The 25,796-nt window shown below is 60.5% G+C and carries 21 protein-coding genes; 8 read left to right on the forward strand and 13 right to left on the reverse strand.

The window, feature by feature from the left end:
• Positions 1-4: 4 nt before the first annotated feature.
• Together BRA49_RS04510 and BRA49_RS04515 are read right to left on the reverse strand one after the other, a co-directional pair.
• Positions 5-2,662, reverse strand: coding sequence for an oligosaccharyl transferase, archaeosortase A system-associated (locus BRA49_RS04510; RefSeq protein WP_292383896.1), 2,658 nt, complete (start codon positions 2,660-2,662; stop codon positions 5-7).
• An 84-nt stretch (positions 2,663-2,746) separates the two neighbouring features.
• Positions 2,747-3,889 (reverse strand): glycosyltransferase, encoded by a 1,143-nt coding sequence (locus BRA49_RS04515; protein WP_292383897.1) that lies wholly within the window; start codon positions 3,887-3,889, stop codon positions 2,747-2,749.
• A gap of 500 nt (positions 3,890-4,389) precedes the next feature.
• Here BRA49_RS04515 and BRA49_RS04520 point away from each other — a divergent pair, with 500 nt between their 5' ends.
• The 6 genes from BRA49_RS04520 (at position 4,390) to BRA49_RS04545 (ending at position 10,364) form a co-directional block, all read left to right on the forward strand.
• Positions 4,390-4,866 (forward strand): dTDP-4-dehydrorhamnose 3,5-epimerase family protein, encoded by a 477-nt coding sequence (locus tag BRA49_RS04520; RefSeq protein WP_292383899.1) that lies wholly within the window; start codon positions 4,390-4,392, stop codon positions 4,864-4,866.
• Positions 4,867-4,878: 12 nt separating this feature from the next.
• Complete coding sequence (gene rfbB / locus BRA49_RS04525) at positions 4,879-5,844, forward strand: dTDP-glucose 4,6-dehydratase (protein WP_292383900.1); 966 nt, start codon at positions 4,879-4,881, stop codon at positions 5,842-5,844.
• Positions 5,814-6,782, forward strand: coding sequence for a class I SAM-dependent methyltransferase (locus BRA49_RS04530; protein ID WP_292383901.1), 969 nt, complete (start codon positions 5,814-5,816; stop codon positions 6,780-6,782). The genes rfbB and BRA49_RS04530 overlap by 31 nt, the downstream gene beginning before the upstream one ends.
• Positions 6,779-8,425 (forward strand): dTDP-4-dehydrorhamnose reductase, encoded by a 1,647-nt coding sequence (gene rfbD, locus BRA49_RS04535; RefSeq protein ID WP_292383903.1) that lies wholly within the window; start codon positions 6,779-6,781, stop codon positions 8,423-8,425. Before BRA49_RS04530 ends, rfbD begins: the two co-directional genes overlap by 4 nt.
• 18 nt (positions 8,426-8,443) lie before the next feature.
• The gene (locus BRA49_RS04540; RefSeq protein ID WP_292383905.1) at positions 8,444-9,133 is read left to right on the forward strand and encodes a class I SAM-dependent methyltransferase; all 690 of its coding nucleotides are present in this window, start codon (positions 8,444-8,446) and stop codon (positions 9,131-9,133) included.
• A 157-nt stretch (positions 9,134-9,290) separates the two neighbouring features.
• Positions 9,291-10,364, forward strand: coding sequence for a glycosyltransferase family 2 protein (locus BRA49_RS04545; RefSeq protein WP_292383907.1), 1,074 nt, complete (start codon positions 9,291-9,293; stop codon positions 10,362-10,364).
• Positions 10,365-10,369: 5 nt separating this feature from the next.
• Here BRA49_RS04545 and BRA49_RS04550 read toward each other — a convergent pair whose 3' ends face one another.
• Together BRA49_RS04550 and wecB are read right to left on the reverse strand one after the other, a co-directional pair.
• Complete coding sequence (locus BRA49_RS04550) at positions 10,370-11,098, reverse strand: FkbM family methyltransferase (protein WP_292383909.1); 729 nt, start codon at positions 11,096-11,098, stop codon at positions 10,370-10,372.
• A 35-nt stretch (positions 11,099-11,133) separates the two neighbouring features.
• A complete protein-coding gene (gene wecB, locus BRA49_RS04555; RefSeq protein WP_292383910.1) occupies positions 11,134-12,240 on the reverse strand; it encodes a non-hydrolyzing UDP-N-acetylglucosamine 2-epimerase in 1,107 nt (368 codons plus the stop codon).
• 154 nt (positions 12,241-12,394) lie between these two features.
• On the opposite strand from wecB, the gene BRA49_RS04560 reads away from it, so the two are divergent.
• Entirely contained in the window at positions 12,395-13,564 is a 1,170-nt protein-coding gene (locus tag BRA49_RS04560; RefSeq protein ID WP_292383912.1) for a glycosyltransferase family 4 protein, read from the forward strand.
• 4 nt (positions 13,565-13,568) lie between these two features.
• Positions 13,569-14,333, forward strand: coding sequence for a glycosyltransferase family 2 protein (locus BRA49_RS04565; protein WP_292383915.1), 765 nt, complete (start codon positions 13,569-13,571; stop codon positions 14,331-14,333).
• Positions 14,334-14,364: 31 nt separating this feature from the next.
• Here the strand turns inward: BRA49_RS04565 and asnB are convergent, their stop codons facing one another.
• The 9 genes from asnB to glmU (BRA49_RS04610) form a co-directional block, all read right to left on the reverse strand.
• Positions 14,365-16,185, reverse strand: a complete 1,821-nt coding sequence (gene asnB / locus BRA49_RS04570) for an asparagine synthase (glutamine-hydrolyzing) (protein WP_292383916.1) — start codon at positions 16,183-16,185, stop codon at positions 14,365-14,367.
• 124 nt (positions 16,186-16,309) lie between these two features.
• A complete protein-coding gene (locus tag BRA49_RS04575) occupies positions 16,310-17,431 on the reverse strand; it encodes a glycosyltransferase (protein WP_292383918.1) in 1,122 nt (373 codons plus the stop codon).
• 126 nt (positions 17,432-17,557) lie between these two features.
• A complete protein-coding gene (locus BRA49_RS04580; RefSeq protein ID WP_292383919.1) occupies positions 17,558-18,817 on the reverse strand; it encodes a nucleotide sugar dehydrogenase in 1,260 nt (419 codons plus the stop codon).
• 192 nt (positions 18,818-19,009) lie between these two features.
• On the reverse strand, positions 19,010-19,942 hold the full coding sequence (locus tag BRA49_RS04585) for an SDR family oxidoreductase (RefSeq protein ID WP_292383920.1): 933 nt from the start codon (positions 19,940-19,942) through the stop codon (positions 19,010-19,012).
• 76 nt (positions 19,943-20,018) lie between these two features.
• On the reverse strand, positions 20,019-21,104 hold the full coding sequence (locus tag BRA49_RS04590) for a DegT/DnrJ/EryC1/StrS family aminotransferase (protein WP_292384027.1): 1,086 nt from the start codon (positions 21,102-21,104) through the stop codon (positions 20,019-20,021).
• The gene (locus BRA49_RS04595) at positions 21,101-21,700 is read right to left on the reverse strand and encodes an acyltransferase (protein WP_292383922.1); all 600 of its coding nucleotides are present in this window, start codon (positions 21,698-21,700) and stop codon (positions 21,101-21,103) included. Before BRA49_RS04595 ends, BRA49_RS04590 begins: the two co-directional genes overlap by 4 nt.
• Complete coding sequence (gene glmS / locus BRA49_RS04600; RefSeq protein ID WP_292383924.1) at positions 21,697-23,436, reverse strand: glutamine--fructose-6-phosphate transaminase (isomerizing); 1,740 nt, start codon at positions 23,434-23,436, stop codon at positions 21,697-21,699. Before glmS ends, BRA49_RS04595 begins: the two co-directional genes overlap by 4 nt.
• The gene (glmU, locus tag BRA49_RS04605; protein WP_292383926.1) at positions 23,437-24,588 is read right to left on the reverse strand and encodes a bifunctional sugar-1-phosphate nucleotidylyltransferase/acetyltransferase; all 1,152 of its coding nucleotides are present in this window, start codon (positions 24,586-24,588) and stop codon (positions 23,437-23,439) included.
• Positions 24,589-24,592: 4 nt separating this feature from the next.
• The gene (glmU, locus tag BRA49_RS04610; protein ID WP_292383927.1) at positions 24,593-25,792 is read right to left on the reverse strand and encodes a bifunctional sugar-1-phosphate nucleotidylyltransferase/acetyltransferase; all 1,200 of its coding nucleotides are present in this window, start codon (positions 25,790-25,792) and stop codon (positions 24,593-24,595) included.
• Positions 25,793-25,796: the final 4 nt, after the last annotated feature.

The raw sequence follows: 25,796 nt of genomic DNA on the forward strand, positions 1-25,796 counted from the left end.
TCGTTCAGTTAATGATGTGTCCCTGCTGGATATCCTCTTCGGTGACGTCGAAGACCTGGCCGGTGCCTGCGATCCGGTACTGCCCCGTCGCCTTCACGTCGCCTGTCCATCCGGACGTCGCGTACGGGACGATGAACGTGCCGTTCACGCTCTCCTGCCGGTAGGTGAACTCCCGGCCGGCATTCGTCGTGACCGGCACCTCGATGATCCCTTCACCCTTGATTGTGGCCCCGGGAACGTACTCGAATATCTTGACTGCTTTGAGGTCGGGCCCGGTCGCGCCGACGTTTCCGAAGATATTCTGGGGCGTCTCATGGACGAGCCGATAGTGCTGGAGGGCCGGTACCCGCTCGACCGGCTGGAGGATCGCGTCCCCCCGGTACTGGTACCAGTAGTTCAGGAGCGTCGCGTGAGATCCGGCCGGCGCGCCCCTGTTATAGGCGTCCACCGCGGCCGCTCCCTCGGTGACGTTCATCTGCTCGGTACGCGTGATGACGGGAAGCGAGGTGTTCGCTGTCTCCGCGTCACGGTACTCGGCATAGATCACCTGTGACGTCGGATCGGCCATGGACCCATCAAAGTTGTGGAGGCGGGAGACCATCGTCTGGTAGTACTCCTGGTTGTAGAACGGCACCGCCTGGTAACTTGTCGAGCCCGCGCTGGCGGGGAGGAGGAACTGCGGTTCGAAACGGGTGTTCCCCACCTCGGGGTCGGCCCATGTCGCCGGGGCGTGGAATTTAGAGGTATCAAGCATGATATCAGTGACGACGTAGCGAGTGCCGATGGCATCAAGGACCCGGTTTGCAGCCTCCTCGGATGTCGAGACAAAGTACGTGGCAGAACCGTTCGGCCCGGCAACCCCGTGCTGGAAGGGGTTGTTGTTCGGAATCCGCTGCGAGACGAAGGTGATCCAGTGACCGTAGTCCCACCAGGACATGACGCCGTAGGACTCCTCCGGGTAGGTAAAGGTGTTCTGGTCGTGGATGGCGTAGTAATCGACACCGGGGTCGGGGGTGTTTGCGCCCATCCACTCCAGGGCCTCCATCCACTGCGAGTCGATCCCCCCGTATTTGGCGTTGTTCGCCAGGGCAAGGTTCGTCTGGAGAGAAGATCCCACGAAGAGGAGCGTGACGACGACGACCGCGGCGAAGGCTCCTACTTTGATGTAGTCCGGCTGGTCCCTCGAGGAGGTCTTCGACTTCCGGGCATCCGGGGCTCTTGCTCCCTTCTTCCCCTTCCGCGCCGGCTCCCCCTGCTTTTCGCCGGTCCTGGTGGTAGAGGGAGTCGTACTGCTCTCCGTCCCGAGGAGACGGGCAGTGTCCTTCCAGCCCAGGTTCAGAACTGCTCCTACAAAGACCGCGGAGAGCAGGGCGATGTTTGCGGCGAGGTAGTATTCGTACCGGACGTGCGCGGCGGTCGACGCGAGGATGACCGCCGTCCAGATCAGGACAAAGACATGGGCCGGGTTCACCTTCTCGCGGCTCCACCAGAGGAGGGCGGCAACGCCGCCGGCTGCAAGCAGGATGCCCCAGTGGAACGTCATCCAGGCCGCATCGAACGTCCAGGCCCGAGCCTCCTGAACGGTCGTGGTGACCGGCGCTTCGCCGAAGAAGGCGAAGAGGCTTGAGATCAGGAGATTATAGACGTCCGGGAGGGCGACAAAGAGTAACGCAATAGCGGCGATCGCGATTCCGGCGATCGCAGCCGGGAAGTAGTACTTCGGGCGTCCCTTCAGGTAGACCGAGAGCCCGTAGAGCGCGAGCGTCCCTCCGATGAGGACGGCATACGCGACGACGTGCCCGACGGTGTACCGGGAGAGATCGAGGCCGGGATGCGGGAAGCCGAATGCCGCGATCCCGATGATCACCACGGCGAAGGTGACCAGGTTTACGAGGACCAGGTAGTCGCTCGTCTTGTCCTGGAAGAAGTCCAGGAGGAACTGGACCAGGGTGAACCCTGCCACGATGAGCGCGAAGAGGATCATCGTCGGCATGTTGAAGAAGCCGAGGAGGTACGCGATACCGGCGAGCGCCGCCGCCAGCACCGGTGCCTTCAGCGTCTCGACATTCAGGGTGTCGCGGTTCGCGAGGGAGAACGGGCGGTCGCGGGTGGCGAGCAGTGCCGCAACGTAGGCGAGAACAAAGAGCGTCGAGAAGAGCGTCTCCGCGATGTGATGATCGACGAAACCGAAGAGGGAGCGGTAGGCATAATTCCCGCCGATGGCCGCGATGAGGCCCGCCGCGATGATCCCGGTCTTCCAGTCGGTGATCTTCTTTGCCAGCAGATAGGTGACCGGCACCATCGCCGCGGCCATCAACGGCGGGACCCAGGATGCCACCACCATGATCTCGGGCCGTGTCGTTGCGCCGACGAGGACGCAGAGCACGGATATGACCTGGATGAAGAGCGGCCCCCAGTAGACGACGTCACCGTTCGGGTAGAGCGTCATGGGGTCGAACCAGGCGTAGCCGGGGAAGTTCGCGACGGTCTGTTCGACCTGGCGGAGGCTGTACCAGGGATCGTTGCCGAGGAGATTGACACCTTCGGCGGTCACCAGACCTTCTGCAGGGATACCCCGCGTCCAGAGCGTGAGCAGGGTGAACAGGACGATAAAACCAATGATAATATACGGTCGATACTTTTTGAGATCCACGTGAGCCATCGGACCCTCCTTGTTACCAACCTGTTTTCTTTCGAACCATTATAACCTTGGCGTATCCGTGATGCCGGAAAAAAAGAGTAAATTTCAGTGTTTCCCCGTCAGTCGCGTAAAGATCTCCTCAAACGCCTCCATCTTCTTCTTCCAGTCGTGCTCCTCCATTCCGGCAGGTTCTCGCCCCGGAGTGAGCGCCAGTTCGTCGACCTTCTCAATGAACTCCTCCCGATCGCGGTAGACGGAGATCTGGTCGCCGCCCATCCGGAGCATATCGGGAATGGGAGTGGAGAGGATCGGTTTCCCGCACGCCGAGTACTCGAAGTACTTGTTGGGGAGAGCGATATCGACCCAGTGCGGGGGGGAGAGGGGGATGAGGCAGAGGTCCATCGGGGCGATGTAGCCGGGGAGGGCGCGGTAATCGACGGCGCCGGTAAAGTGCACCCGGCCGGCGACCCCGAGCCGGGCCGCGAGAGCCTGTAGTTCGTCCCGGTAGCCGGTGAAGAGTGAGCCGCCGACGATCAGGAGTTCTGCGTTCGCGTGTCGTTTCCGGATCTCCGCGAACGCCCGGATCACATCGTCGAGGGCATACCATCGTTCGACGGCACCGGCAAACCCGAGAACGAAGGCGTCGGGGGAGATCCCGAGGGTGGATCGCATGGTTCCGCCGTCCATGGGGCGGAAGAGGTCGGTGTTGACGCCGTTCGTGATCAGTTCCGCCTCGTAGCCGTAATTATGGAGTTTCCTGACGAGTCCGGGGGAGACCGTCGTGATAACATCGCTGTGGTCCAGGTTGTACCGGGTGATGGCGAGGACGCCTTCCCGCAGCAGCCGCTTCACGGCGGGGTTCGTGTAGTAGGCGGCGGCAGAGTCGGGGAACCAGTCTTTCAGATCGAAGACCACCGGCACATCGAACTTCTTCGCCGCACGGACCATCGCCGTCCCCGCGAGGACATGGGCGCCGACGACGACGTCGATGTCGTGGTCGCGGATAATCTCGCAGATGACCCGGTAGTGGCGGGGTGCGTTTAAGGTGTAGTGGAGGAAGGGGCTCTCGATGGGGAACCGCGTCGCCTCGTGGACGTGAAGAAGGGTCTCGCGCTCCTTTCCCCTGCTGACGTGGAAGTGCGGCACGTGGACCTCGTGCCGTGTCGCAAGCTCCTCGAAGATGTTGTGGTGCCTTGAGGGGATCGGGTGGTGGATGTAGTCCTGGGTGGAGACGAGGAGGATTCTCATTGGTCTTGCACCCTTGCGATCGATTAGAAACAGTTAAAGATGATCCCCCTCTTCACCCCTCATCGGTCCCGGGATGCCCTGATCTCCGGGGCTTCTTGAAGGGTGGACCTCCGGTTGAACGATCCTCGTTCAGTAAAGGTGCGGTGAAGGTGATTGTCAGGAGAACCACCCAATGAGCGTAACTATTCAGTCCACGTTCGGTAGCAAGTGGATAGAATTGTATTTGTAACAGTACTCTTAAACAAGATATCAGGTATGGAGTTCATCCCGGACCCCCGGTTGAATCTTTGAGGCGTGATTTATCGGGATTCGGTCCTGCTTGCGTTCAATGTTTGCCAAAATGTAAATCATAGACCTTCACATACGGACAAAAAAATCGGAAACAGAAATTTTCACAGTGTACCTTAAGGAGTGGATGAACTGGCTACAGACCTTTTAGACTGCTGGTGCATGAGGCTGTAGGTTCCCGGTTGGCTATTGCGAAAATCGTGGTGACAACGATGAAGAGCACTATTGACGGTGTCAAGATCAAGAAACTCAGCGTCATCCCTGACGAGCGCGGCTGGCTGATGGAGATCCTCCGCTGCGACGACGCAATCTTCGAGCAGTTCGGCCAGGTCTACTGCACGACGGCCTACCCGGGCGTCGTCAAGGCGTGGCACTACCACAAGAAGCAGACCGACAACTTCACCTGCGTCCACGGGATGATGAAGGTCGCGCTCTACGACGCCCGCGAGGACTCCCCCACCTACAAGAGTCTCATGGAGTTCTTCGTCGGTGACAAGAACCCTATCCTCCTCAGCGTCCCGCCAGGCGTCTACCATGGGTTCAAGGCAATCGGCACCGAGACGGCGTTCTTCGTGAGCATCCCGACCCTCCCCTACAACTACCAGGAGCCCGACGAGTTCCGGCTGCCCCCGGACACCGCCGAGATCCCCTACGACTGGGGGCTTGCCCCCGGCCTGAAGCACGGATGAGGGGCGGCAAAAATGACCATGCTCGTCACTGGCGGCGCGGGGTTCATCGGCAGCAACTTCATCTGCCATATGCTCGCGGAGCATCCCGAGACCCCGATCGTTAACCTCGACGCACTGACGTACGCAGGCAACCCGGAGAGCCTCCGGGATGTTGCCGATAATCCGAACTACACCTTCGTCCATGGCGACATCTGCGACCCCGGCACGGTAGCAGCCGTCTTCCGGAACCACCCGATAAAGACCGTCGTCCACTTCGCCGCGGAGAGCCACGTCGACCGCTCGATCGCCGACGGCTCCACCTTTGTGCGGACGAACGTCCTCGGCACCTTCACCCTGCTCGATTACGCGCTGAAGCACGGTGTCAGGCGGTTCATCCACGTCTCGACGGACGAGGTCTACGGGAGCACCCCTGAGGGTTCGTTTGTGGAGACCGACAACCTGAACCCCTCCAGCCCATACTCGTCGAGCAAGGCCGGCTCCGACCTGCTCGCCCGGTCGTTCTTCATCACCCACGGCCTCCCGGTGATCGTCACCCGGTGCACCAACAACTATGGGCCCTACCAGTTCCCCGAGAAGTTGATCCCGCTCTTTGCGACCAACCTCCTCGAGGGGAAGAAGGTCCCGGTCTACGGCACGGGCAAGAACATCCGCGACTGGCTCTACGTCCTCGACCACTGCCGGGCCATCGACTTCATCCTCCAGCACGGGGAGCCGGGGGAGGTCTACAACATCGGCGGCGGCGCGGAGAAGACGAACCTCGAGATCACCGAAAAGATCCTCGAACTCCTGGGGAAGGACGAGTCGATGATCGAGTACGTGCCCGACCGGAAGGGGCACGACTTCCGCTACTCGCTCGACTTCGGGAAGCTCCGGGCGCTCGGCTGGGAGCCGGCGTATACCTTTGATGACGCCCTCGCGGCGACGATCGAATGGTACGCAGAGAACGAATGGTGGTGGCGGCCGCTGAAGACAAGATAGATGATTATGAGGTTGACTCTGTGACGAAATTGATAAAATACTACCAATGGTTGCTCGGCACCGTTTTGAGCAGGTCGTTCGGGCTGTGGGAGCGGTTAGGGATTCATATTGTGCCGAACCATTTCTATCAGCCCATACCCGATGTCAGGCATCTGGATGATCGATTATGGGAGAGATCATCGTCATTAGTCGGGATTGATATGGATGAGCAGTCCCAGACTGCATTGCTCTCCCGGTTCCACGAGAACTACAAACCGGAATATGACCGGTTTCCAACCCGCAAAACCGGCAGGCCGTTCGATTACTTCGTAAATAATGGCGGCTTTGAGAGCGTTGATGGCGAGATCTTATACTGCACCATACGACATTTTAAACCAGAAAGAATCATCGAGATCGGGTCCGGGAACTCCACGTACCTGGCGGCATCGGCAATCCGGAAGAACAAGGAAGAAGATCCAGAGTACGCCTGCGAGTTAATCGCCATTGAACCCTATCCAAATCGCGTATTGCAGGATGGTTTTCCAAATTTATCCCGCCTGATCGAAGAGCCTGTGCAGAATGTCCCGTTTTCGGTCTTCGAGAGGCTGGGTGAGAATGATATTCTCTTTATCGACTCGAGCCACGTCTTAAAAGTAGGCAGCGATGTCCAATACGAATATAACGAGATCCTGCCGAGACTGAATAAAGGTGTACTTATTCACGTTCACGATATTTTCTTACCTTTTGAATACCCTAAAGAGTGGATCTGCTGGCACCATCTTTTTTGGACAGAGCAGTATCTCCTCCAGGCGTTTTTAACGTACAATCCTGCATTCAAAGTAGTCTGGGGCGGCTACTACATGCACAGGAGCCACCCGGAGCTCCTTGAGGAAGCGTTCAGCACCTACAACCGTGAGAAGATCCAGCCTGGAAGTTTCTGGATGAGGAAGATACAGTGAGCGTACAGAACGTTGAGCAGGCAGAAAGGGGCGTCCTGATCCTCGGCGCCGGCGGCATGCTGGGGCACGACCTCGCGGCGGTCTTCCCCGGCGCCCGGCTCTGCGAGCATACGGACCTCGATGTCATCGATGAGGCCGCGGTGAAGGCCTATATCCTTGAGATGAAGCCCGACCTCGTCATCAACGCGGCGGCGTACACGAACGTCGACGGGTGCGAGGACGACCCCGAGACGGCGTTTGCCGTCAACGGCGACGCACCGGGTTACATCGCCGCCGCCTGCCGCGTAGTGGGCGCGGTGCTCGTCCACTACAGCACCGACTACGTCTTTGACGGCACAAAGACGGAATACGTCGAGTCCGACGAACCGAACCCGATCAATGTCTACGGCGCCTCGAAACTCCGCGGCGAGCAGAAGATCGCACAGAACATGGACGACTACCGGATCATCCGGACCTCCTGGCTTTTCGGCCGGCACGGCAAGAACTTCGTCGAGACGATCCGGCACCTCTCGCGTGAGAATGAAACCGTCCGGGTGGTGACCGACCAGGCGGGGAAGCCCACCTACACGGCGGACCTGGCCCAAAAGACAGCCGAGATCGCCGACTGCCCACCGGGGATCTACCATGTCACGAACGACGGCGTCTGCTCGTGGTACGAGTTTGCCCGGGCCTTTGCCCCGAACATCGTCCCCTGCACGAGCGACGAGTTCCCGCGGAAGGCGAAGCGCCCGGCCTACTCAGTGCTCGTGAACACGAAGACCAGCCCCATGCGCCCCTGGAAAGGGGCGCTCGAAGACTACCTGCGCCCAACGGTGAGAAGACCCATGAAAGGCATCATTCTCGCGGGCGGGACCGGGTCCCGCCTCTACCCCCTGACAAAGGTGACGAACAAGCACCTGCTGCCCGTCTACGACAAGCCGATGATCTACTACCCCCTCCAGACCCTCGTTGCGGCGGGGATCAAGGACATTATGATCGTCTCCGGGAGGGGGCACGTGGGCCACTTCCTCGAGCTCCTGGGGTCGGGCAAGGAGTTCGGGGTCCGGCTCACCTACGAAATTCAGGAAGGTGCCGGCGGGATTGCCCAGGCCCTGGGGCTCGCGGAGTCCTGGGCAGGGACGGACAACGTCGCGGTGATCCTCGGCGACAACATCTTCCAGGACGATATCCGGAAAGATGTCGAGGCGTTCGCGTCCGGGGCGAAGATTTTCTTAAAAGAGGTCCCCGACGCCCACCGGTTCGGGGTTGCCGAGGTTAGGGGGAATAAGGTGCTCGGGATCGAGGAGAAGCCCCGGACCCCGAAGTCGAACCTCGCGGTGACCGGGCTCTACCTCTACGATGCCGGGGTCTTTGCAATCATCAAGACGCTCAAGCCGTCCGGGCGGGGCGAACTCGAGATCACGGACGTGAACAACGCCTACGTCCAGCGGAATGCGATGGAGTTCTCGGTTCTTCCGGGGTTCTGGAGCGATGCCGGGACGTTTGAGAGCCTTTTGCGGGCAAGCCTGATGGTCAAGAACAACGGTTTCCGACAGGACTTTACTGGAGAACCTGGCCCGGAGTCGGCAGTCTCTTCCTCAAACCCCATTGCGAGGGATAAGACTGCTGAGTTGCAACTCCGTGGGAAGAAGCTCGAGAGATAACCTCATCCGGTGAAGAGCATGTCCAGAAACGAACTGTATCAGGATAAAGAGAGCGGCTATTTCTCCAGCATTCGGTGGGACATAATTTCTTTCATCCCCGATGGGGACCACAGTGTGCTGGAAATCGGTTGTGGGAATGGAAATACGCTTATAACATTACGAGAACTCAATAAAGCCAGAGAAATCGTCGGAATAGAGATTAACTACGATTGTTTACGAGGCAATTGCGATCAACTTGATGGCTTTCTGGTCGGTGACGTCGAAGAGATCGAACCGGCCTTCGAAGAAGATCATTTTGATTACATCATTTTAGGTGATGTTCTGGAGCATCTCGTGGATCCTGCTGCCGTTCTAAAGCGCTATTCATCTTTCCTTAATAGCACGGGATATATCATTGCCAGTATTCCGAACATTAAGAATTACAGGGTACTGCTCGACCTGGTGCTCTATGATAAGTTTGAGTACGCGGACGCAGGGATTCTGGATCGTTCGCATCTCCGTTTTTTCACGAGACGGGAGATGTGTAACCTGTTTCAACAAGCTGGTTTGAGTGTTATCTCGGTGCAACCGAAGTTCGGGAGTGGACACCTCGATAAGATTGACAGAAGGCTGAATAACTCTTTGGGCAGGTATCTACCGGCGGGGTCGTTCTTAACGGTTCAGTATATCATCAAGGCAACACGGAGGGGCGGCACAACGTCAGTATGATATGCAGAACCGGTTACGGTGCATGCCGCAGGACAATGAAGGCGGGGATGTCTCGCTCCGGTGGATCTCCAGCCCGGGAATGATCTAAGAACGGTTCTCGTGTGCAAGATATCCTGTACGATAGCAGAATGTATAATGATAGGTATAATCGATATAAATGAGCATAATGCCTCGCGTTGCAATCATAATTTTAAACTGGAACGGATGGACGGATACGGTTCAATGTATCCGATCTGTCCACCAGCTATCCAATGCCGACTACGATATCGTACTGGTCGATAACCGCTCGACTGATCGCTCAATAGAGAATATCCGGCGTTTTTGCGAAGGGACCGATGAGGCAGAACCTGCTGATGACACCCCTATCCATCTATTTGAACTGTCAGAGGGTGAAGCCGATAGGTGCAGGCCCGATCTATCCACGTATCATCAGTTAGATCCTCGCCGGCGGCTTATACTGATTAAAAACAATGAGAATTACGGCTACGCCAGGGGCAACAACATCGGCATCAGGTTTGCCCTCGATATCCTTACATCCGAATATATTCTCATCCTGAATAACGACGTCATCCTCAATGACAGAGAGGTGCTCAATAAACTTGTCGAATCGGCCAGCAGGGATAACCGTATCGGGGCCGTGAGCCCGGTGCTCAAATCAACGACTGGTGAGATACAAAGAACCTGCACGGGAAATACCCCTGGTTTCCTCGACTTCATATTCGTTTACACCTTTATCGGTCAGAGGTTGTTTAAAGAGAACCGGATCTTGAAGAGACACTTTAATTACGATTACGCTTTCGATCGACCAAAAGAGTTCGGTGTTCTGGGAGGTTCCTGCATTCTGTTCCGGAGCCGGGCGATTGCAGACGTCGGCCTCTTCGATGAGAACACCTTCCTCTACTGGGAGGAGTACATCATCGGGTCTAAACTTGCCGAGCGTGGCTGGAAGTTGCTCTTGAATCCTGGTGCCGGGGTCATTCACAAGGGCGAATCCTGCATTAAGAACCTGAACCTGAAGAGTTGGGCAAGATACTGGTCGATCAAGAGCGAACTCTACTACATCAGGAACTACGCTTCGCTGAATACGATAAAAAGGGGCATTATTGTGGTAGCGCTCCTTCTGGAGACGATGCTGGCTCTCTCTGATACGGTTCTGAGGGATAAAAAGAGTAAATTCGATAGAAAATATGAGCTGAAGATTATCTCGGTTCTCCTGGGGAGTTTTGTTTAAACAGGTTAATCGCGGGAGGGTTCGTCAAATCTGGGCGGGTGCGAATTGATTGGCTTCTTACCCCTTTTTTCCTCCAGCGGCACACAGTACAGGTCGTCGGGCGAGAGTTGCTCAACGGTATAGTCATATCCCGAAAGGATGCCCAGGCACTCATCTAATAGCCCGTCATGTATCGAGAGTATAATCTCCGGCCGGATCTCCGATAGGCAGGCATCAGCGCCGTGCAACGCACGCACCTCCGCTCCCTCGATATCCATCTTCAGAATCTCCGGGGGGACCCCGCTCTCCTGGATGAATGCATCGAGAGTGGTACACTCGACCTCGATATTGCCACCGTCAGACAACCTGCACATCGTATGTGCGGTTCCGTCGAACCGGAGTATGCCGGGAGCATCTGATAATGCTTTCTGCACAGGCAAGACGTTGGTGCTCCTGTTGATCCTGGTGTGCTCAATGAGCAGGCGCATGTTCTCCGGCTCCGGTTCAAACGCAACCACCCGCCCGTCATCGCCGACGAGGGTGGAGGCAAACAGGGTATAGTATCCAACGTTTGCACCGATATCGAAGAAGACCATCCCTTCTTTCAACCTGTCCTGCAGCACGGCTGCAATATGCTGTTCATAGGTTCCAAGTGCACAGGAAGGGATAGAGGACGTGAACTGCCACCGTTTCCCGTGGAGCACGCCGAATGGGATCCTGACCGTACCAATCCCGAATCTCCGCCCTGCCTGCATGACCGCGACCCCTGCGCGTTCGCGGAGTTTCAGGTTCATACTACCCTTCCTTTTGATGTGAAGCGACCCTCTGTCCCGACGATCTCCACGATCCTCTTTCCTGCCGTCCCATCGCCGTAGGGATTTTGCCAGACGCGCTCTCTCTCCATCATCGTCCGCACCCCCTCCGAAATCGCCTTCGGGTCGGTCCCCACCAGGATATTCGCCCCGACAGCCACCGTCTCCGGTCGCTCCGTGTTCTCCCGGAGCGTCGCGCAGGGCGTGTGGAGAATACATGCCTCCTCCTGGACTCCACCGGAGTCGGTCAGGATCAGTCCTGCGTGCTTCTCTAGCTGGAGGAAAGAGAGGTAGTCGAGAGGCTCGACGCAGCGGATGGAGCCGGCCCGTAAGCCGAACTGCTCCATCATCTTCCTCGTCCGGGGATGCATGGGATAGATCACCGGCATCGCGTAATCGGCCGCGATACGCTCAAGACCCTTGAGGATATTCCCGAGTCTTCTCGCGTCGTCGACGTTCTCCTGCCGGTGGGCGGTGACGAGGAAGTAGCCGCCCGGGCAGACCCCCAGTTCTTTAAGCGGATCTATCGTCTCTTCGCTGATCGAGAGGTTCTGGAAGAGCGCATCGACGACCGTGTTGCCGCAGACGAAGACCTTCTCATCAGGTATGCCCTCATGCACAAGGTTCTGCCGCGACGCCTCCGTCGGCGCAAACAGGTAATCCGAAGCGTGGTCCGCCAGGATGCGGTTGATCTCCTCCGGCATTCTCCGGTCGTTGCTCCGCAGGCCGGCCTCGACGTGCCCAACAGGGATATGGAGTTTCACTGCGGCGAGCGCTCCCGCGAGCACCGTGTTGGTGTCCCCCTGGACGAGAACCGCACGCGGCTCCTCTTCGATCAGGACCCGCTCGATCTGGCCGAGCATCTTTCCGGTCTGCTCCCCCTGCAGGCCCGACCCCACGTTGAGGTTGTACCGCGCCTCCGGGAGGTGCAGCTGCTCAAAGAAGATCCTGTCCATTGAGTAGGAGTAATGCTGGCCGGTATGAAGGATGAAGTAGTCATCTCCTCTCCTTTCATATTCCCTGATGATCGGAGACATTTTGATGATCTCAGGCCGTGTCCCGAGGATAATTGCAACGCCGCTCATGGTTCACCTGCATGGTTGGTGCGGTATTCCATTCATTGGTCCGGTGCCATATATAGCGCTGTTGTTGCGATTATCCCGCCAGGGTCAACGCTCCTTCGGCTCCCGTCTGGGAAGACATATAATGAGCCTGATGTAAATGTAGTTAGGAGAGCGAATGGGGCTCAATATCTGCATACTTTCGGTCGATTTTCTCCCGAATGTCGGGGGGATCGCAGCACATGTCTACGAGCTTGCCAGAGCGCTCCGGGCTCTCGGGAACGACATCACCATAGTTACGTTCCGCGATTCCCTCTTCGCTCCGGGAGAAGAGACGATCGACGGCCTCCACGTCGTCAGGGTCTACCTGCCCCGGAACACCGTGCTGCTGTATCCGGCATTTGCCCTGTTTGAATACTTCAGCGTACGGCGCATCATCAAGAGAAAGAAGATCGATCTCCTGCACTCGCACTATGTATTTCCCGACGGGTTCGTGTCGAGGCTGCAGCCGGGGGTGCCCGGGATTGCGACCGAGCATACCTCCGGGTTCCTGGACCGCCTCGAGCAAGGAAGGATGTTAGGGCTGTACCGGTGGGTCTACAGCCGTATGGACCAGATCATCACCCCCAGCGACGAACTTGCCGGGGCGGTCGGGTCGCTCGGGGTTCCCCGGCAGAAGATCACGTTCGTCTCGAACGGGGTGGATACGGATAAATTTTCGCCGGAGGTTCCGCCCAGGGACCTCCGGCAGCAGTACGCCCTCGCACCGGACACCCGGATCGTGCTCTGCCCCCGCCGCCTCGAGCCGAAGAACGGTGTCAGATACCTGGTTGAGGCGGTTCCGGCGGTTCTCCGGCAATGCCCGGAGGCCAGGTTCTTCGTCGTCGGGGGATCGTATCCCGACCAGCTGGCCCTGCTCCGGAAGAGGGCCCGTGAACTCGGCATCGAGGACCAGATCATCTTTGCCGGTTCGGTCCCGAACGCCGAGATGCCGTCGTGGTATACGGCGGCGGACGTCGTGGTTCTCCCCTCCCTCAAAGAGGCGACCAGCATCGCGGGGCTCGAAGCGATGGCGTGCGGCCGGCCTCTCGTGGGGACGAATGTCGGGGGCATACCGCATCTGGTCACCGACGGCAAGACCGGGCTCCTCGTGGAGCCGAGAGACCCCGACGGGCTCGCCGGTGCGCTGGCGCGTCTCCTGACCGACGATGCCGCCCGGAGGGAGATGGGGGTTGCGGCCCGCAAGAAGGCGGTGGACCGGTTCTCGTGGGCCCGGATCGCCGGCACCGTAGAGGGCATCTATACGAGAACCCTCGAGAACGTTGAGAATCGAGAGAGGAAGCGGTGATAGCATGGGGATCTCAGCCTGCCTTATCACAAAGAACGAAGAAGAGGCTCTCGCCCGGTCGCTTGAGATGATCTCTGCGTACGTCGATGAGATCGTCATCGTCGACGGGCAGAGCGAGGACAATACGGCCGGCGTTGCCGGGAAGTACGGCGCCGTCCTGATCCAGCGGAAGTTCTCCGGCAGTTTTGCCATCGAGCGGAACTGCGGCATCGAGCGGGCGCGAAACGACTGGGTCTTCATCCTCGATCCCGACGAGACGCTCGAGCCGGGGCTTCTCGAGAGCCTCAGGGACCTTGCATCCTCCCCGAAGTACGACGCCTACTCGTTCCTCAGGCACGACGTCCTCCCTGACGGCACGGTCCTTGAGACGCCGTGCGGGCACCCCGAGATCCACGTCAGGCTTGCGAAGAGGGACAGGCTGCGGTATTACGGCGCGATCCACGAGAAAGCGGTCGTCAACGGAAAGATCCGGTTCGTCCCGAAGGCGATCTACCACCATCGCGGCTACTTTGAGGACTATCCTGCGGAGAAGAAGGAGCGCTTCGAGACGATCGGACGGAACGCGTCAGAAGACCTCCAGGGCATGAAGATATCCTCGCGGGCGCTGCTCGTGAGGAACGTGAAACTGGTCTTTCACTATTTCAGGAACATGCTCATCGGGATGGGACTCTACCGAAAGGGGCCGTCCGGCATCGTCCGCGCGATACAATATACCTACAGTTTTGCGAGTTATGGGCTGAGACAGTACGTCCGCCTGGGCCAGATCTGATAGAGGAGATCTCCCTTCCTCCTTGCCGGGGCTATGCTGCCGGATCGATGAACCGGCGCAGCCAGAGTTCACAGCAGACCATACGCCAGATCTCGGACGAGTAGGGCGCCTTCCCCTGGAGAAAGGCCCGGTAACTCTCTGCTACTGCGTCAGCATCCCAGTAGGGGCGGCTCTTAAACGCCTCGGACGACAGAATCTCAAGAACCTTCTCGCTCATGTCCCCCTGCATCCAGACCTCCTCGGGAGTGGCGAACCCTTTTTTGTCCATCCTGCACCGGATCACTTCGGGAACCAGCCCCCGGATCGCCCGCCGGAGGATGAACTTGGTCACGCCGCCCCTGATCTTCTGGTCGGCGGGCAATGACGCCAGAAATTCCACGACCCGGTAGTCGAGGAACGGCACCCGGGCTTCTATCGAGAAGGCCATGCTCGTCCTGTCCTCCCAGTGGAGCAGATACGGCAGGTTCGCCCGCATCAGGTCGGTCTCCAGGACCTCGCTCAGGGTGCCGTGATAGCGGGGAGTGCCTGACCCTTCCATCCGGATCAGGCTCCGGTGCTTCTTGCGGGCAAAGAGCTGTGTCAGGGTGTACGAGAGGAAATCACTGTGGTGTCTGAGTGTCCCGAGGGTCTCGCGTGCGGCCCGCAGGATATGGAATCCCCGGACCAGCTCCCTGATATGGCAGTACTGGTAGGCGATGTAGCCTGCGAGGAGTTCGTCGGCTCCCTGCCCGTCGAGCACCACCTTCACCTCGTCCCGGGCAAGCCGCATGACGCAGTACTGGGAGTACAGCGTCAGGGCGGCAAATGGCTCGTCGTTGATGTAGAGCAGGTGCTCGATATCCGCCCAGATCGCATCGGCGGCCGGGTAGACCCGGTGCGACCTGACACCCGAGTTCTCCACGGCGATATCTATGTAGGCGCTCTCGTCACACCGTTTGTCCTCGAAACAGGCCGAGAACGTGTTCTGGCGCGGGGGCTCCCTGCCGGGAGAGCCGCGGCGGAGCGCCCGGTTGATGAGCACCGTGAGGGTGGATGAGTCCAGTCCGCCGGAGAGGCAGGTCCCGACGGGCACGTCGCTACGCAGGTGGAGGTCGACCGCGTCTTCAAGGAGGCTTAAGAACTCACCGGACAGGCGTTCGTCGGAACCGGGCTCCGATTCAAGGGCGGGACTGAAGGTTGCTTCCCAGAACGCCGCATGCTCCACGATCCCGCTCTCCCCGACGATCATGTAGTGTGCCGGGAGGAGCTGGAGCACTCCCTCAAACATCGTCCGGGCGGTGTGGTCCGCGAGGCCCCACGCGAGGAACGCAGCGACCATCTCCTCGTCGGGGCGTCTCCCGACGCCGGGAGCAGCGCGGAGCGCCTTGATCTCGGACGCAAAGAGGAACGAGCCGCCGGCCATGGCGTAGTAGAACGGTTTGATCCCCAGGCGGTCGCGGGCACAGAAGAGCTCGCGGCGCCGGCCGTCCCAGAGGGCGAACGCCCACATCCCGTTGAACCGGGCGAGGCACTCGACCCCCCACTCCTCGTAGGCGTGGAGGATCACCTCGGTGTCGGTCTTTGACCGGAACCGGTGGCCGCACGAGGCGAGCTCCTCGATGAGCTCCCGGTAGTTGTAGATCTCCCCGTTGAAGACCAGCCGGAGCGTCCCGTCCTCGTTCTGCATCGGCTGGTGCCCTTCTTTGGAGAGATCGATGATTGCCAGGCGGCGGTGGGCAAGCGCTACCGTCCCGTCTACGTAGATCCCGTCCCCGTCGGGCCCGCGGTGCCTGATGAGGTCGGACATCCGCCGGACCAGATCCGGATCGGCCGCTCCTCCCGCAAGGTGCAGTTGCCCGGCAATGCCGCACATGGATAAGAGAGTCTATCTGCAGGATGATATATTTCTCTTGCATGGTCCGGGTTATCATGCCGGAACGTGTCGCGGATAAAAATCGATGGTTCCAGGGTCCCTGGCAACGGGGATGCCGGGCCGGCTACCCGGTTCCCGGTTTGGTCGACGTGCTCTCCCAGACCCGCATGTCTTTCCCGAGGTTGAGCAGTCCTTTGGCGAGGTAGACCTGGTTCGTGGCGAAGGAGACGAGCGTGCTGCTCCTCCGGAAGTAACCGACCAGGGCGGCGAGGCAGAGCACCCCGAGAGCGAGGATCGGGTATGCCAGGGCGAGCCCTACGATGAAGAGGGCGCTGCCGACGAAGAAGAGGGCCGGCGTTGCGAGGTACATGTAGATCCGCAGCGGGTAAAAGAACCGCGAGAACGGACGGGCGTGCCTCAGGAGATCGAGGTTCGCGGTCGTCGCCTCGATCAGACGGGTTGCCCGGCGGATCTTCTGCCGGTACTGCTTGTGGAAGTCCCGGGGTATGTCCTCATACACCAGAGCCCCGGGCTCGTACGCCGCCCGGAACCCGCGGCGGATCGCCTCAAACGCCGTGTTTGCGTCGTCCGCCCCGCGCTTGTCGTCGATCCTGGTCACGAGATCACGCTTGAACGCGACGAGCGCACCATTGAACGTGTAGGTGGAGTCGACGGCACTCTCCCAGCTGCACATCCGCCCGTAGTAGTTCCGGTAAGCGCTCTCCATCTGTGCGGGATGAGAGCCGTCGCCGGGGAGAGGGTGGAGGTCGCCGCAGACCGCAGCGATACGATCATCGCTGACGAGCCGGGCAATCAGGTGTTCGAGCGCTCTTCGCTCGAAGAAGACGTCCGCGTCCGTGGTGACGACGATCGGGAAGCGTGCCAGCTGCATCGCCTTGTTATACGAGCGGTTTGTGCCCAGGCGCTCGGTATTCGCGATGATCCGGTGAGTGATACCGGCCTTCCTGAACGCCTCCTCTGCAAGCGCCCGGGTGTTGTCGGAGGAGCAGTCATCCACGAAGATCACTTCGTACCTGTCCGATGGGTACGAGGATTCGAGAATGTTTTCGACACGCTTGTGGATAACAGCCTCTTCATTGTATGCCGATATGACAATGCTTATTGGTGGATACTCCTTGAGTGCCGGCGGCGCTCCGGGTTTTCTGCCGATGCTGATCCCGACGAAGAATATGCTATAGGGTATGAGCGCAGCCATGATGAGCCCCAGGCCGATCCAGAGAAGCATAGCATTAATATCACTGATTGGTATTTATCGTTTTGGGGAGCAGGATGCAGAAATTCGGCGCTAATTTAATCCTTTTTTTTTAAGTTGCGGGCATTCGTTGTTTTCTTCTTTTCTGCAAAAGTATAGTTAGAGGGTACGATACACGCACCCCTTCTGCACCTCGCCGTTCTTCCGCAACATTCCGGTCACGTCCACGATGATAGGCTTCCCGTTGCAGATCGCAAGCACCGCATCCAGCGTCAGCGATGCAAACACCCCGTGCGGCGAATTAATAATAATACAGTCCACCGGGCCGTCGAGCCCCTGGAGCGAGGCGACCGGTTTCGCTCCGAACCGCTCGATCTCCGCGGGCGAGAGAAGCGGGTCGTAGCCGTAGACGTCGATATCGAACTCCTTGAGCTCGTGGACCATCTCGCCGGCCGGGCTCTCGCGGGTGTCGGGGACGTTCTCCTTGTAGGTCAGGCCCAGGATGAGGACCTTTGAGTCCCGGATCACCTTGCCGGCCCGGTTCAGCTCCTTGATCGCGATATCGGCGACGTGCCGGGGCATACTGTCGTTGATCGCGCGGCCGGCCAGGATCACCTGCGGGTGGTAGCCGAGTTCCTCGGCCTTGTAGACGAGGTAGTAGGGGTCGACGGGGATGCAGTGGCCGCCGACGAGGCCGGGGCGGTAGTTGTGGAAGTTCCACTTGGTCCCGGCGGCCTCGAGCACCGCCTTCGTCTCGATCCCCATCCTGCGGAAGATGATCGAGAGCTCGTTCATCAGGGCGATGTTGATATCGCGCTGGACGTTCTCGATCACCTTCGCCGCCTCGGCGGTCTTGATGTCGCGGGCGACGTAGACGTTGGTCACGAGGCCGTAGAGGGCCGCGAGGTGCTCGGTGGTTGCCGGGTCCATGCCGGCGACGATCTTCGTGATCTTCTCCAGAACGTGCTCGGCGTCGCCCGGGTTGATCCGCTCGGGCGAGTAGCCGACGGAGAAGTCCTTCCCGCAGGTCCTGCCGGAGGCCTCTTCCAGGGTCGGGACCATCACCTCCTCGGTGAGGCCGGGGTAGACGGTCGACTCGAGGACGACGATGGCGCCGTCCTTCATGTGCCGGCCGACGGTCTCGGCGGCCGAGACCACGTAGGAGATGTCGGGGTCTTTCGCCTTCGTCACCGGGGTGGGGACGGCGATGATCACGACGTCGGCCTCAGCGATCCTGGCAGGGTCCGTGGTGGCGAGGACGTTGTTGCCGGGCTCGGCGTTGATCCGGGCGATCTTCTTCGCGTCGAGGTCGTAGCCGATTGTCTTCACATGCCGCGAGAACGCGTCGGCGAGAGGGTATCCGACGTATCCCAGGCCGACGACGCAGACGGTTGTATCCTTGAGTGCTCCCTGAACCATACTGACGGGTCTCCCGCGAATGTTAGTGGTGTAGAATATTTCCCGGTCTTGCATTTGAAGGCTATGGTTCGTTATGCGGGCGCCGGGGAGAAGTCTGGTGGAAACTGTACTTCTGGACTTGAATCTGAGTAAATGGGTCAGGCATCAGGAGTATCCGGGCGGGCGGGTGGGATGTTGCCGGCGAGACCTCTCTTACGCCCGCTCCCGGAACCAGGCCACCGCCTGCCGGAGCCCTTCCTCGACCGGGTACTGCGGGTCGTAGCCGAAGGCCTCCCGGGCCCGGCTGATATCGGCGAGCGAGTCGCGGATGTCGCCCGCGCGCGGCGCCTCGTAGATGGGCTCGCACCTGGTGCCGGTGAGTTCCATCAGGATCGACGCGAGCTCGTTCAGACTGATCCGGCGGCCGCCGGCGACGTTGAAGACCCCGCGGGCGTCGCTCTCCATCGCCCTGATGTTCGCCTGCACCACGTCGGCGACGAAGGTGAAGTCGCGGGTCTGCTCCCCGTCGCCGTAGATGACCGGGGGCTCGCCGGCAAGCAGCCGGGTGACGAACTTCGGGATCACCGCCGCGTACTCGGACTTCGGGTCCTGCCGGGGGCCGAAGACGTTGAAGTAGCGCAGGAAGACCGTCCTGATACCATAAAGGTCCGAGAAGACCTTCCCGTAGCACTCGTCCGCGAACTTCGTGACGGCGTAGGGGGAGAGCGGGTTTCCGACCATGCCCTCGTGCTTGGGGAGGACCGGGGTGTCGCCGTAGACCGAAGAGGACGACGCCGCGATGACGGCGGGCACCCCGCAGTCCTTCGCCGCCACGAGGACGTCGAGCGTGCCGGTCACGTTCGCCTCGTTCGAGGCAAGGGGGTCCTTCACCGACCGCGGCACCGAGGGGATGGCCGCCTGGTGGAAGATGCCGTCCGCGCCGGGGAAGACCTCCATCAGGAGGTCGAGATCGGTGATGCTCCCCTCGACGAACGTCACCCGGGGGTGGTCCAGGAGGTGCTCGATGTTCACCCGGCCTGGCACGGTCGCGAAGTTGTCGATGATGACGACGTCATGGTGCTGTGCCAGGGTATCTGCAAGGTTTGAGCCGATGAACCCGGCCCCGCCGGTGACGATGTAGCGCATAGCAATGAAGTTTGCCGGGGGTCCGCTTTAGTCTTTTTATGGCTCGATTGTGAGCGACATGTCCGGGATTAACAGTTCACTGCAGTCCTCGGATCACATCGCAGATACAGGCCAGTTCGTCGTCCGTCACCGAGGGGTGGACCGGCAGGCTCACGACCGATGCCGCAAGGTCGTCTGCGACCGGGCAGGAAGGGTTTTCGCCCTGGTAGACCGGCTGCCGGTTGACAGGGATGGGGTAATGGACGGCGGTCCCGATCCCCCGCTCGGAAAGAGCGGTCATGAACGCGTCCCTCGAGAGCGGGTAGCCAGCGGGGAGCCTCACCACGTACTGGTGGTAGACGTGCCGGACGCCCGGCGCAACGTGAGGAGTGACGAGCCCCGTGCCTGCCAGATGCCGGTCGAGGTAGCGAGCGTTGTAGATCCTCCGCTCGTTGAATCCCTCGACCCGCTCGACCTGCACGAGGCCGATGGCGGCGGCGATGTTCGTCATCCGGTAGTTGTAGCCGATGACGGTATGGAGGTATTTTTTGCTCTGCCCGTGGTTGATGAGGAGCCGGACCTTCTCCGCAAGGAGGTCGTCGTCGGTCGTGACCATGCCCCCTTCACCGGTGGTCATGTTCTTCGTCGGGTAGAACGAGAAGCAGCCAATGTCGGCGAGGCTCCCCGCCCGCTTCCCGTGATACTCCGCACCGTGTGCCTGGGCCGCGTCCTCGATGAGGACGAGGTCGCGGTCCTCGCAGATCTCGCGGACGGCGGCGACGTCGAACGGCTGCCCAAAGAGGTGGACCCCGATGACCGCCCGGGTCTCGGGCCGGATGAGGTTTTCGACCGACTCCGGGTCGATGTTGAATGTCGCGGGATCGACGTCTGCAAAAAGCGGCGTCGCCCCGCACATCGAGACCGCGGACGCCGTCGCAAAGAACGTGAACGCCGGCACGACCACCGAGTTCCCCGGCCCGACGCCGGCGACAAGGAGGGCCGCATGGAGCGCCGTCGTCCCTGAGTTGACGCCAATCCCGTGGGCAGCACCGCAGTACTCCGCAAACCGCGACTCAAACTCCGTGACGACCGATCCCTGGGCCAGCATCCCCGACCGCATCACGCGGGCGACGGCCTCGACCTCCTCCTCCCCGACGAGCGGTCGGGCGATGGGGATCTTCACCGGCACCGCCTTGCCTCCGCGGGCAGCGGCCGGAACCGTGCCGGCGCACCGACCGCGAGCACCCCCGGTGGGACGTCCTTTGTCACCACCGCACCGGCGGCGACGAACGCTCCCTCGCCGACGACGACGCCGGGGAGGATCGTCGCGTTCGCACCGATGACGGCGTCGTCCCCGATCACCGGACCGCGGAGAGACTCGTGGGGGCCCGGGGGGTAGCGGTCGTTTGTCAGCACGGCGTTCGGGCCGACAAAGACCCGGTTGCCGATCCGGGCGCCGGTAGGAATATAGACCAGGCTCTGGAGGCGGACATCGTCACCGATCGTGCAGTCACCCTCGACCACCGCCGCCGTCCCGATCGCGACGCGGTCCCCGATGGTCGTCTTCTCGCGGATCAACACATTATGGCCGGTCTGGAACTCCTCGCCGATCGTCACGTCGCAGTAGACGATGGTCCCCGACCGGAGGACCGCGTTCCTCCCGATGGTGGCACCCGGGTAGCCTTTCTCGCCGATCCGGTCGCGGGACGGAAACCCGATGGTCACCGGCTCGAATATCACCGCCCCCTCGCCGAGGGCGTTACGTCCATATTCTATCATTCAACGGTCACGCTCTTTGCCAGGTTCCGCGGTTTGTCGACGTCCCGCTGCAACGCGCATGCCGTGTGGTAAGCGAGCAGCTGGAGGGTGACCGACGCGGTCAGCACCTGCACCAGAAGGTGTGTGTTCGGGATGGGGATGAAGATGTCCGTTATCTCAGCGAGCTCCGTATCGCCGGCAACGCCGAGCGCGATGACCGGGGCTTTGCGGGCTTTCATCTCCTTGATGTTCGAAGCCATAACATCGTAGGTCGGTCCGGGGGTGCAGATGGCGACCACCGGCGTCTCCTCCGTGAGGAGGGCGAACGGCCCGTGCTTGAGTTCTCCCGCCGCATACCCCTCGGCGTGGACGTAACTGATCTCCTTCATCTTCAAGGCGCCCTCCATCGAGACCGGATAGAACGCCCCTCTTCCCACGAAGAAGACGTGCTCGGCCTTTGAACAGAGGGTGACCGCCTCCTTGATCTCGCCGAGGAGAACATCGCTGATAGCGAGGTGCGCATGAGAGAGGACATCGTCGAAGACGCCCTCGCACCGGGCGTTGAGGATCTGCATCAACGCAGCAAGCTGCGCCGTGTAGGACTTGGTTGCGGCGACGCCGATCTCAGGGCCGGCCCGCATAAGCAGGGTCTCGTCTGCGATACGGGTGACCGTGCTCCCCTGCATGTTGGTGATGGCAAGCGTGGGGCAGTTGCGAGCTTTCGCCATCTTTAAGGCGGCGATCGTATCCGCGGTCTCTCCTGACTGGGAGACCGCGATCACGAGACCGTGGAGGGGCGGGGTGAAGTACTTGAACTCCGACCCCATCTCGACCCGCACCGGTATACAGCAGAGCGATTCCGCCAGGTACTTGAAGATCAGGGCGGTGTGATACGACGTCCCGCACGCAACGAGGGTGATATCGTCGACCTCCGTGACCATCTGCCGCACCTTATCGTCGATACCGGCCCGGATGGTCTCGTAGAAGGACTGGGGCTGCTCGTAGATCTCCTTTAACATATAGTGAGCGAACCCACCCTTCCGGGTATCCTCGACGCACCAGTTAATCAGTTCGACCGGGCGCTCCACCTTCTCGCCACCATGAAAGATGGTGAAACTGCCGGGCCTGATGTCGGCGACGTCGCCGTCTTCCAGGTAGATAACGCGCTCGGTGTACTCGAGGAGCGGCGTCATATCCGAGGCAGCAAAGACCTCGGCATCGCCGATGCCGAGAACGAGCGGGCTCGCGTCGCGGGCGGCGACGATCCTCTGCGTATTCTCCGCGATCGCGAGGAGGGCATAGGAACCTTTGAGCAGGGGGAGGGTCGCGTTGACCGCACTGAGGAGGTCTCCGTCGTAGTGCTCCTCGATGAGGTGGGCGATCACCTCGGTATCGGTCTCGGACCGAAACGTGTGGCCGCGCCCTTCGAGCTGTCGTTTCAGTTCTCTGTAGTTCTCGATGACCCCGTTATGCACCACGGCGATCTTATCCATGCAATCCGTATGTGGGTGGGCGTTGATGTCGTTGGGTTCGCCGTGCGTGGCCCACCGGGTGTGTCCGATCCCCGTGCACCCGTGCAGATCGGCGGCCCCGGCCTCGCCGTCCGAGATTCGGCCCGTCTTCTTGTAGACCTCGATCGCGCTCCCGACCGTTGCGAGCCCAAACGAGTCGTAGCCCCGGTACTCTAGCCGCTTCAATCCCTGGATCAGGATTGGTGTCGCCTCCCGTCTACCGATGTAGCCGACAATTCCGCACATCTACATCACCCGGGTGGCGTCCTCGATGAGACCACTCACTGTCTTCCCCTCCTCGATGATAACATTGTTACCTGCAATACAGTTTTTAAATGTTGTGAATGGTGCCGCACGGACCCCTTCACCGAGGACTGCGCCGAACTCCTCCTTCTGGACCCGGCCCCCGACCTCAATGAAACTCGCCGACGGGTAGGTGGTGGTGTGGTCGGCGAGGATGCACCCCTGGCCGAAAACCGCCGAGACGATCCGCGAGTGTGACCCGATCTTGACGTCGCCCATGATGAGGGAGTCGGCGACGTAGGTGAACGGCTCAAGCACCACCCTATCGCCGATGCTCACGTCCGGCATGATGACGCAGTTCGGGCCGATGTTGCAGTTGTTTCCGATGGTGACGGGACCGTAGATCACGGTGTTCGGGCCGACGGTCGTCCCGGCGCCGATATGCACGGTGCCCCGGCGGATGACGGATGCGTCGACCATCCCGCCGATCTCGGGCGTGATCCCCCTGAGCATCCGGCTGTTGAGCTTCAGGAGGTCCCAGGGATAGATGGCATCCTGCCAGTCGTCCGCCGGGATCGCCCGTATCCGCTTGCCCGTCGCGATCATGGCGGCGAGGGCGTCGGGGATCTCGGTTGTATGGAGGTAGGAGAAGACATCGGGTGTGAACGAGTAGATCCCGGTCGATACCGTGAACGTCGGGGCATCCTCGGGCTTTTCGATGATCTCGCGGACGAGACCGTTCCTGATCACCACGACCCCGAAGTTCGAGGGGTTCGGGTGCTCGGCGACGAGCATGGCGTTCCGCTCCCTCTTGATCCGGGCTATCGACTCCGCGTTGATGTAGTTGTCGCCGGGGAGGACCAGAAAGTCGTCCGTGATCTCGGTCTGGGCCGCCCGGAGGGCGTCGGCGGTGCCGAGCTGCCGCTCCTGCACGGCGACCTGGATGGGGGCGTCGAGCCTGTTCAAGTGCCGGATGACGTCCTCCTTGCGGTAGCCGACCACCACCACGATGTCCCGGATCCCGTTCTCGAGGAGGGCGTCGATGACGTACTCGATGATCGGCCGGTTCGCGACCGGAAGCATGGCTTTGGGCTTGCTCCGGGTCAGCGGCCGGAGGCGGCTCCCTTCTCCCGCTGCTAAAATGACTGCCTGCATCATATCACCTGATGATCGATCCTTCCTCGATACATCCCTCTACGAGGGAGTGGGGGGCGATCCTCGCATTGCTACCGATGAGGCTCCCGACGTTGACCGAGCAGTTGATCCCGAAGAGGACGTTGTCGCCGATGATGGCGCCGAACTTCCGCCGGCCGGTCGTCTTCCCGCAGACCTTCACCGGCCCGTTATCGTGCCGGAGGTTTGCGACCTTGGTGCCCGCCCCGAAATTGCACCCGCTTCCGACGATGCTGTCGCCGATGTAGTTGAAGTGCGGGACCTTCGTCCCCGGCATGATGATGGAGTTCTTGATCTCGGTCGAGTGCCCGATGTGGCAGCCGTCGCCGATAGCAGTCGAGCCCCGGATGTAAGCGTGGGGGCCGATGACGCAGTTCTCGCCGATGGTGCAGGCTCCCTCGATGTAGGTCCCGGCCCGGATCACCGTTCCTTTCCCGATGCTGACCCCCTCCGGGATGGTGCACCCGTCTTCGACGGTACCGCACTGTTCGTGGTGCATCGAGGAGAGGAGCGCTTCGTTTGCATCCAGGAGGTCCCACGGTTGTCCGACGTCGAGCCAGTAATCCAGCGGGTATCCGGTGAGCGTCCCGTCCCTGATGTAGGTCTCGAGGGCATCGGTCAGTTCGAACTCCCCGCGGCCGGAGACTTTAATCCCGGTCAGGAGGTCAAAGATGCCGGGGTCAAAGAGGTAGGCACCAGCGTTGATCAGGTTGCTCTTGGGGTGCTCCGACTTCTCCTCGAGACCGGTGATACGGCTCCCTTCCACGGTCACCACGCCATAGTCCTGTGGGTGGTCCGTCTCGTGGATCCCGACGCACGGGGCACTCCCCCGGCAGAGTTCCCTGATATCGTCCTTCTTGAGGACCATGTCGCCGTTTAAGAGGAGGAACCGGTCGTTGACCATTCCTGCCGTAGCCCGCAGGGCGTCTGCGGTACCGAGCTGGTGCCGCTGGGTCACGTAGGTTATCTTCACCCCGAGGGCGCTGCCGTCCCCGAAGTGGTTCCGAATCTCCCGCTCGAAGTAGCCGACGACGAAGATGAAGTCGGTGATCCCCGCATCGCGGGCCGCGATAACCAGGTGTTCCATCATCGGGCGGTTGGCGATAGGGAGCATCACCTTCGGGCGCCGGGCGGTCAGCGGGCGCATCCGTTTCCCCTCTCCTGCTGCAAGTACGACACACTGCATAGAC

Source organism: Methanoculleus sp. UBA430 (assembly GCF_002506585.1).
Taxonomy (GTDB): Archaea; Halobacteriota; Methanomicrobia; order Methanomicrobiales; family Methanoculleaceae; genus Methanoculleus.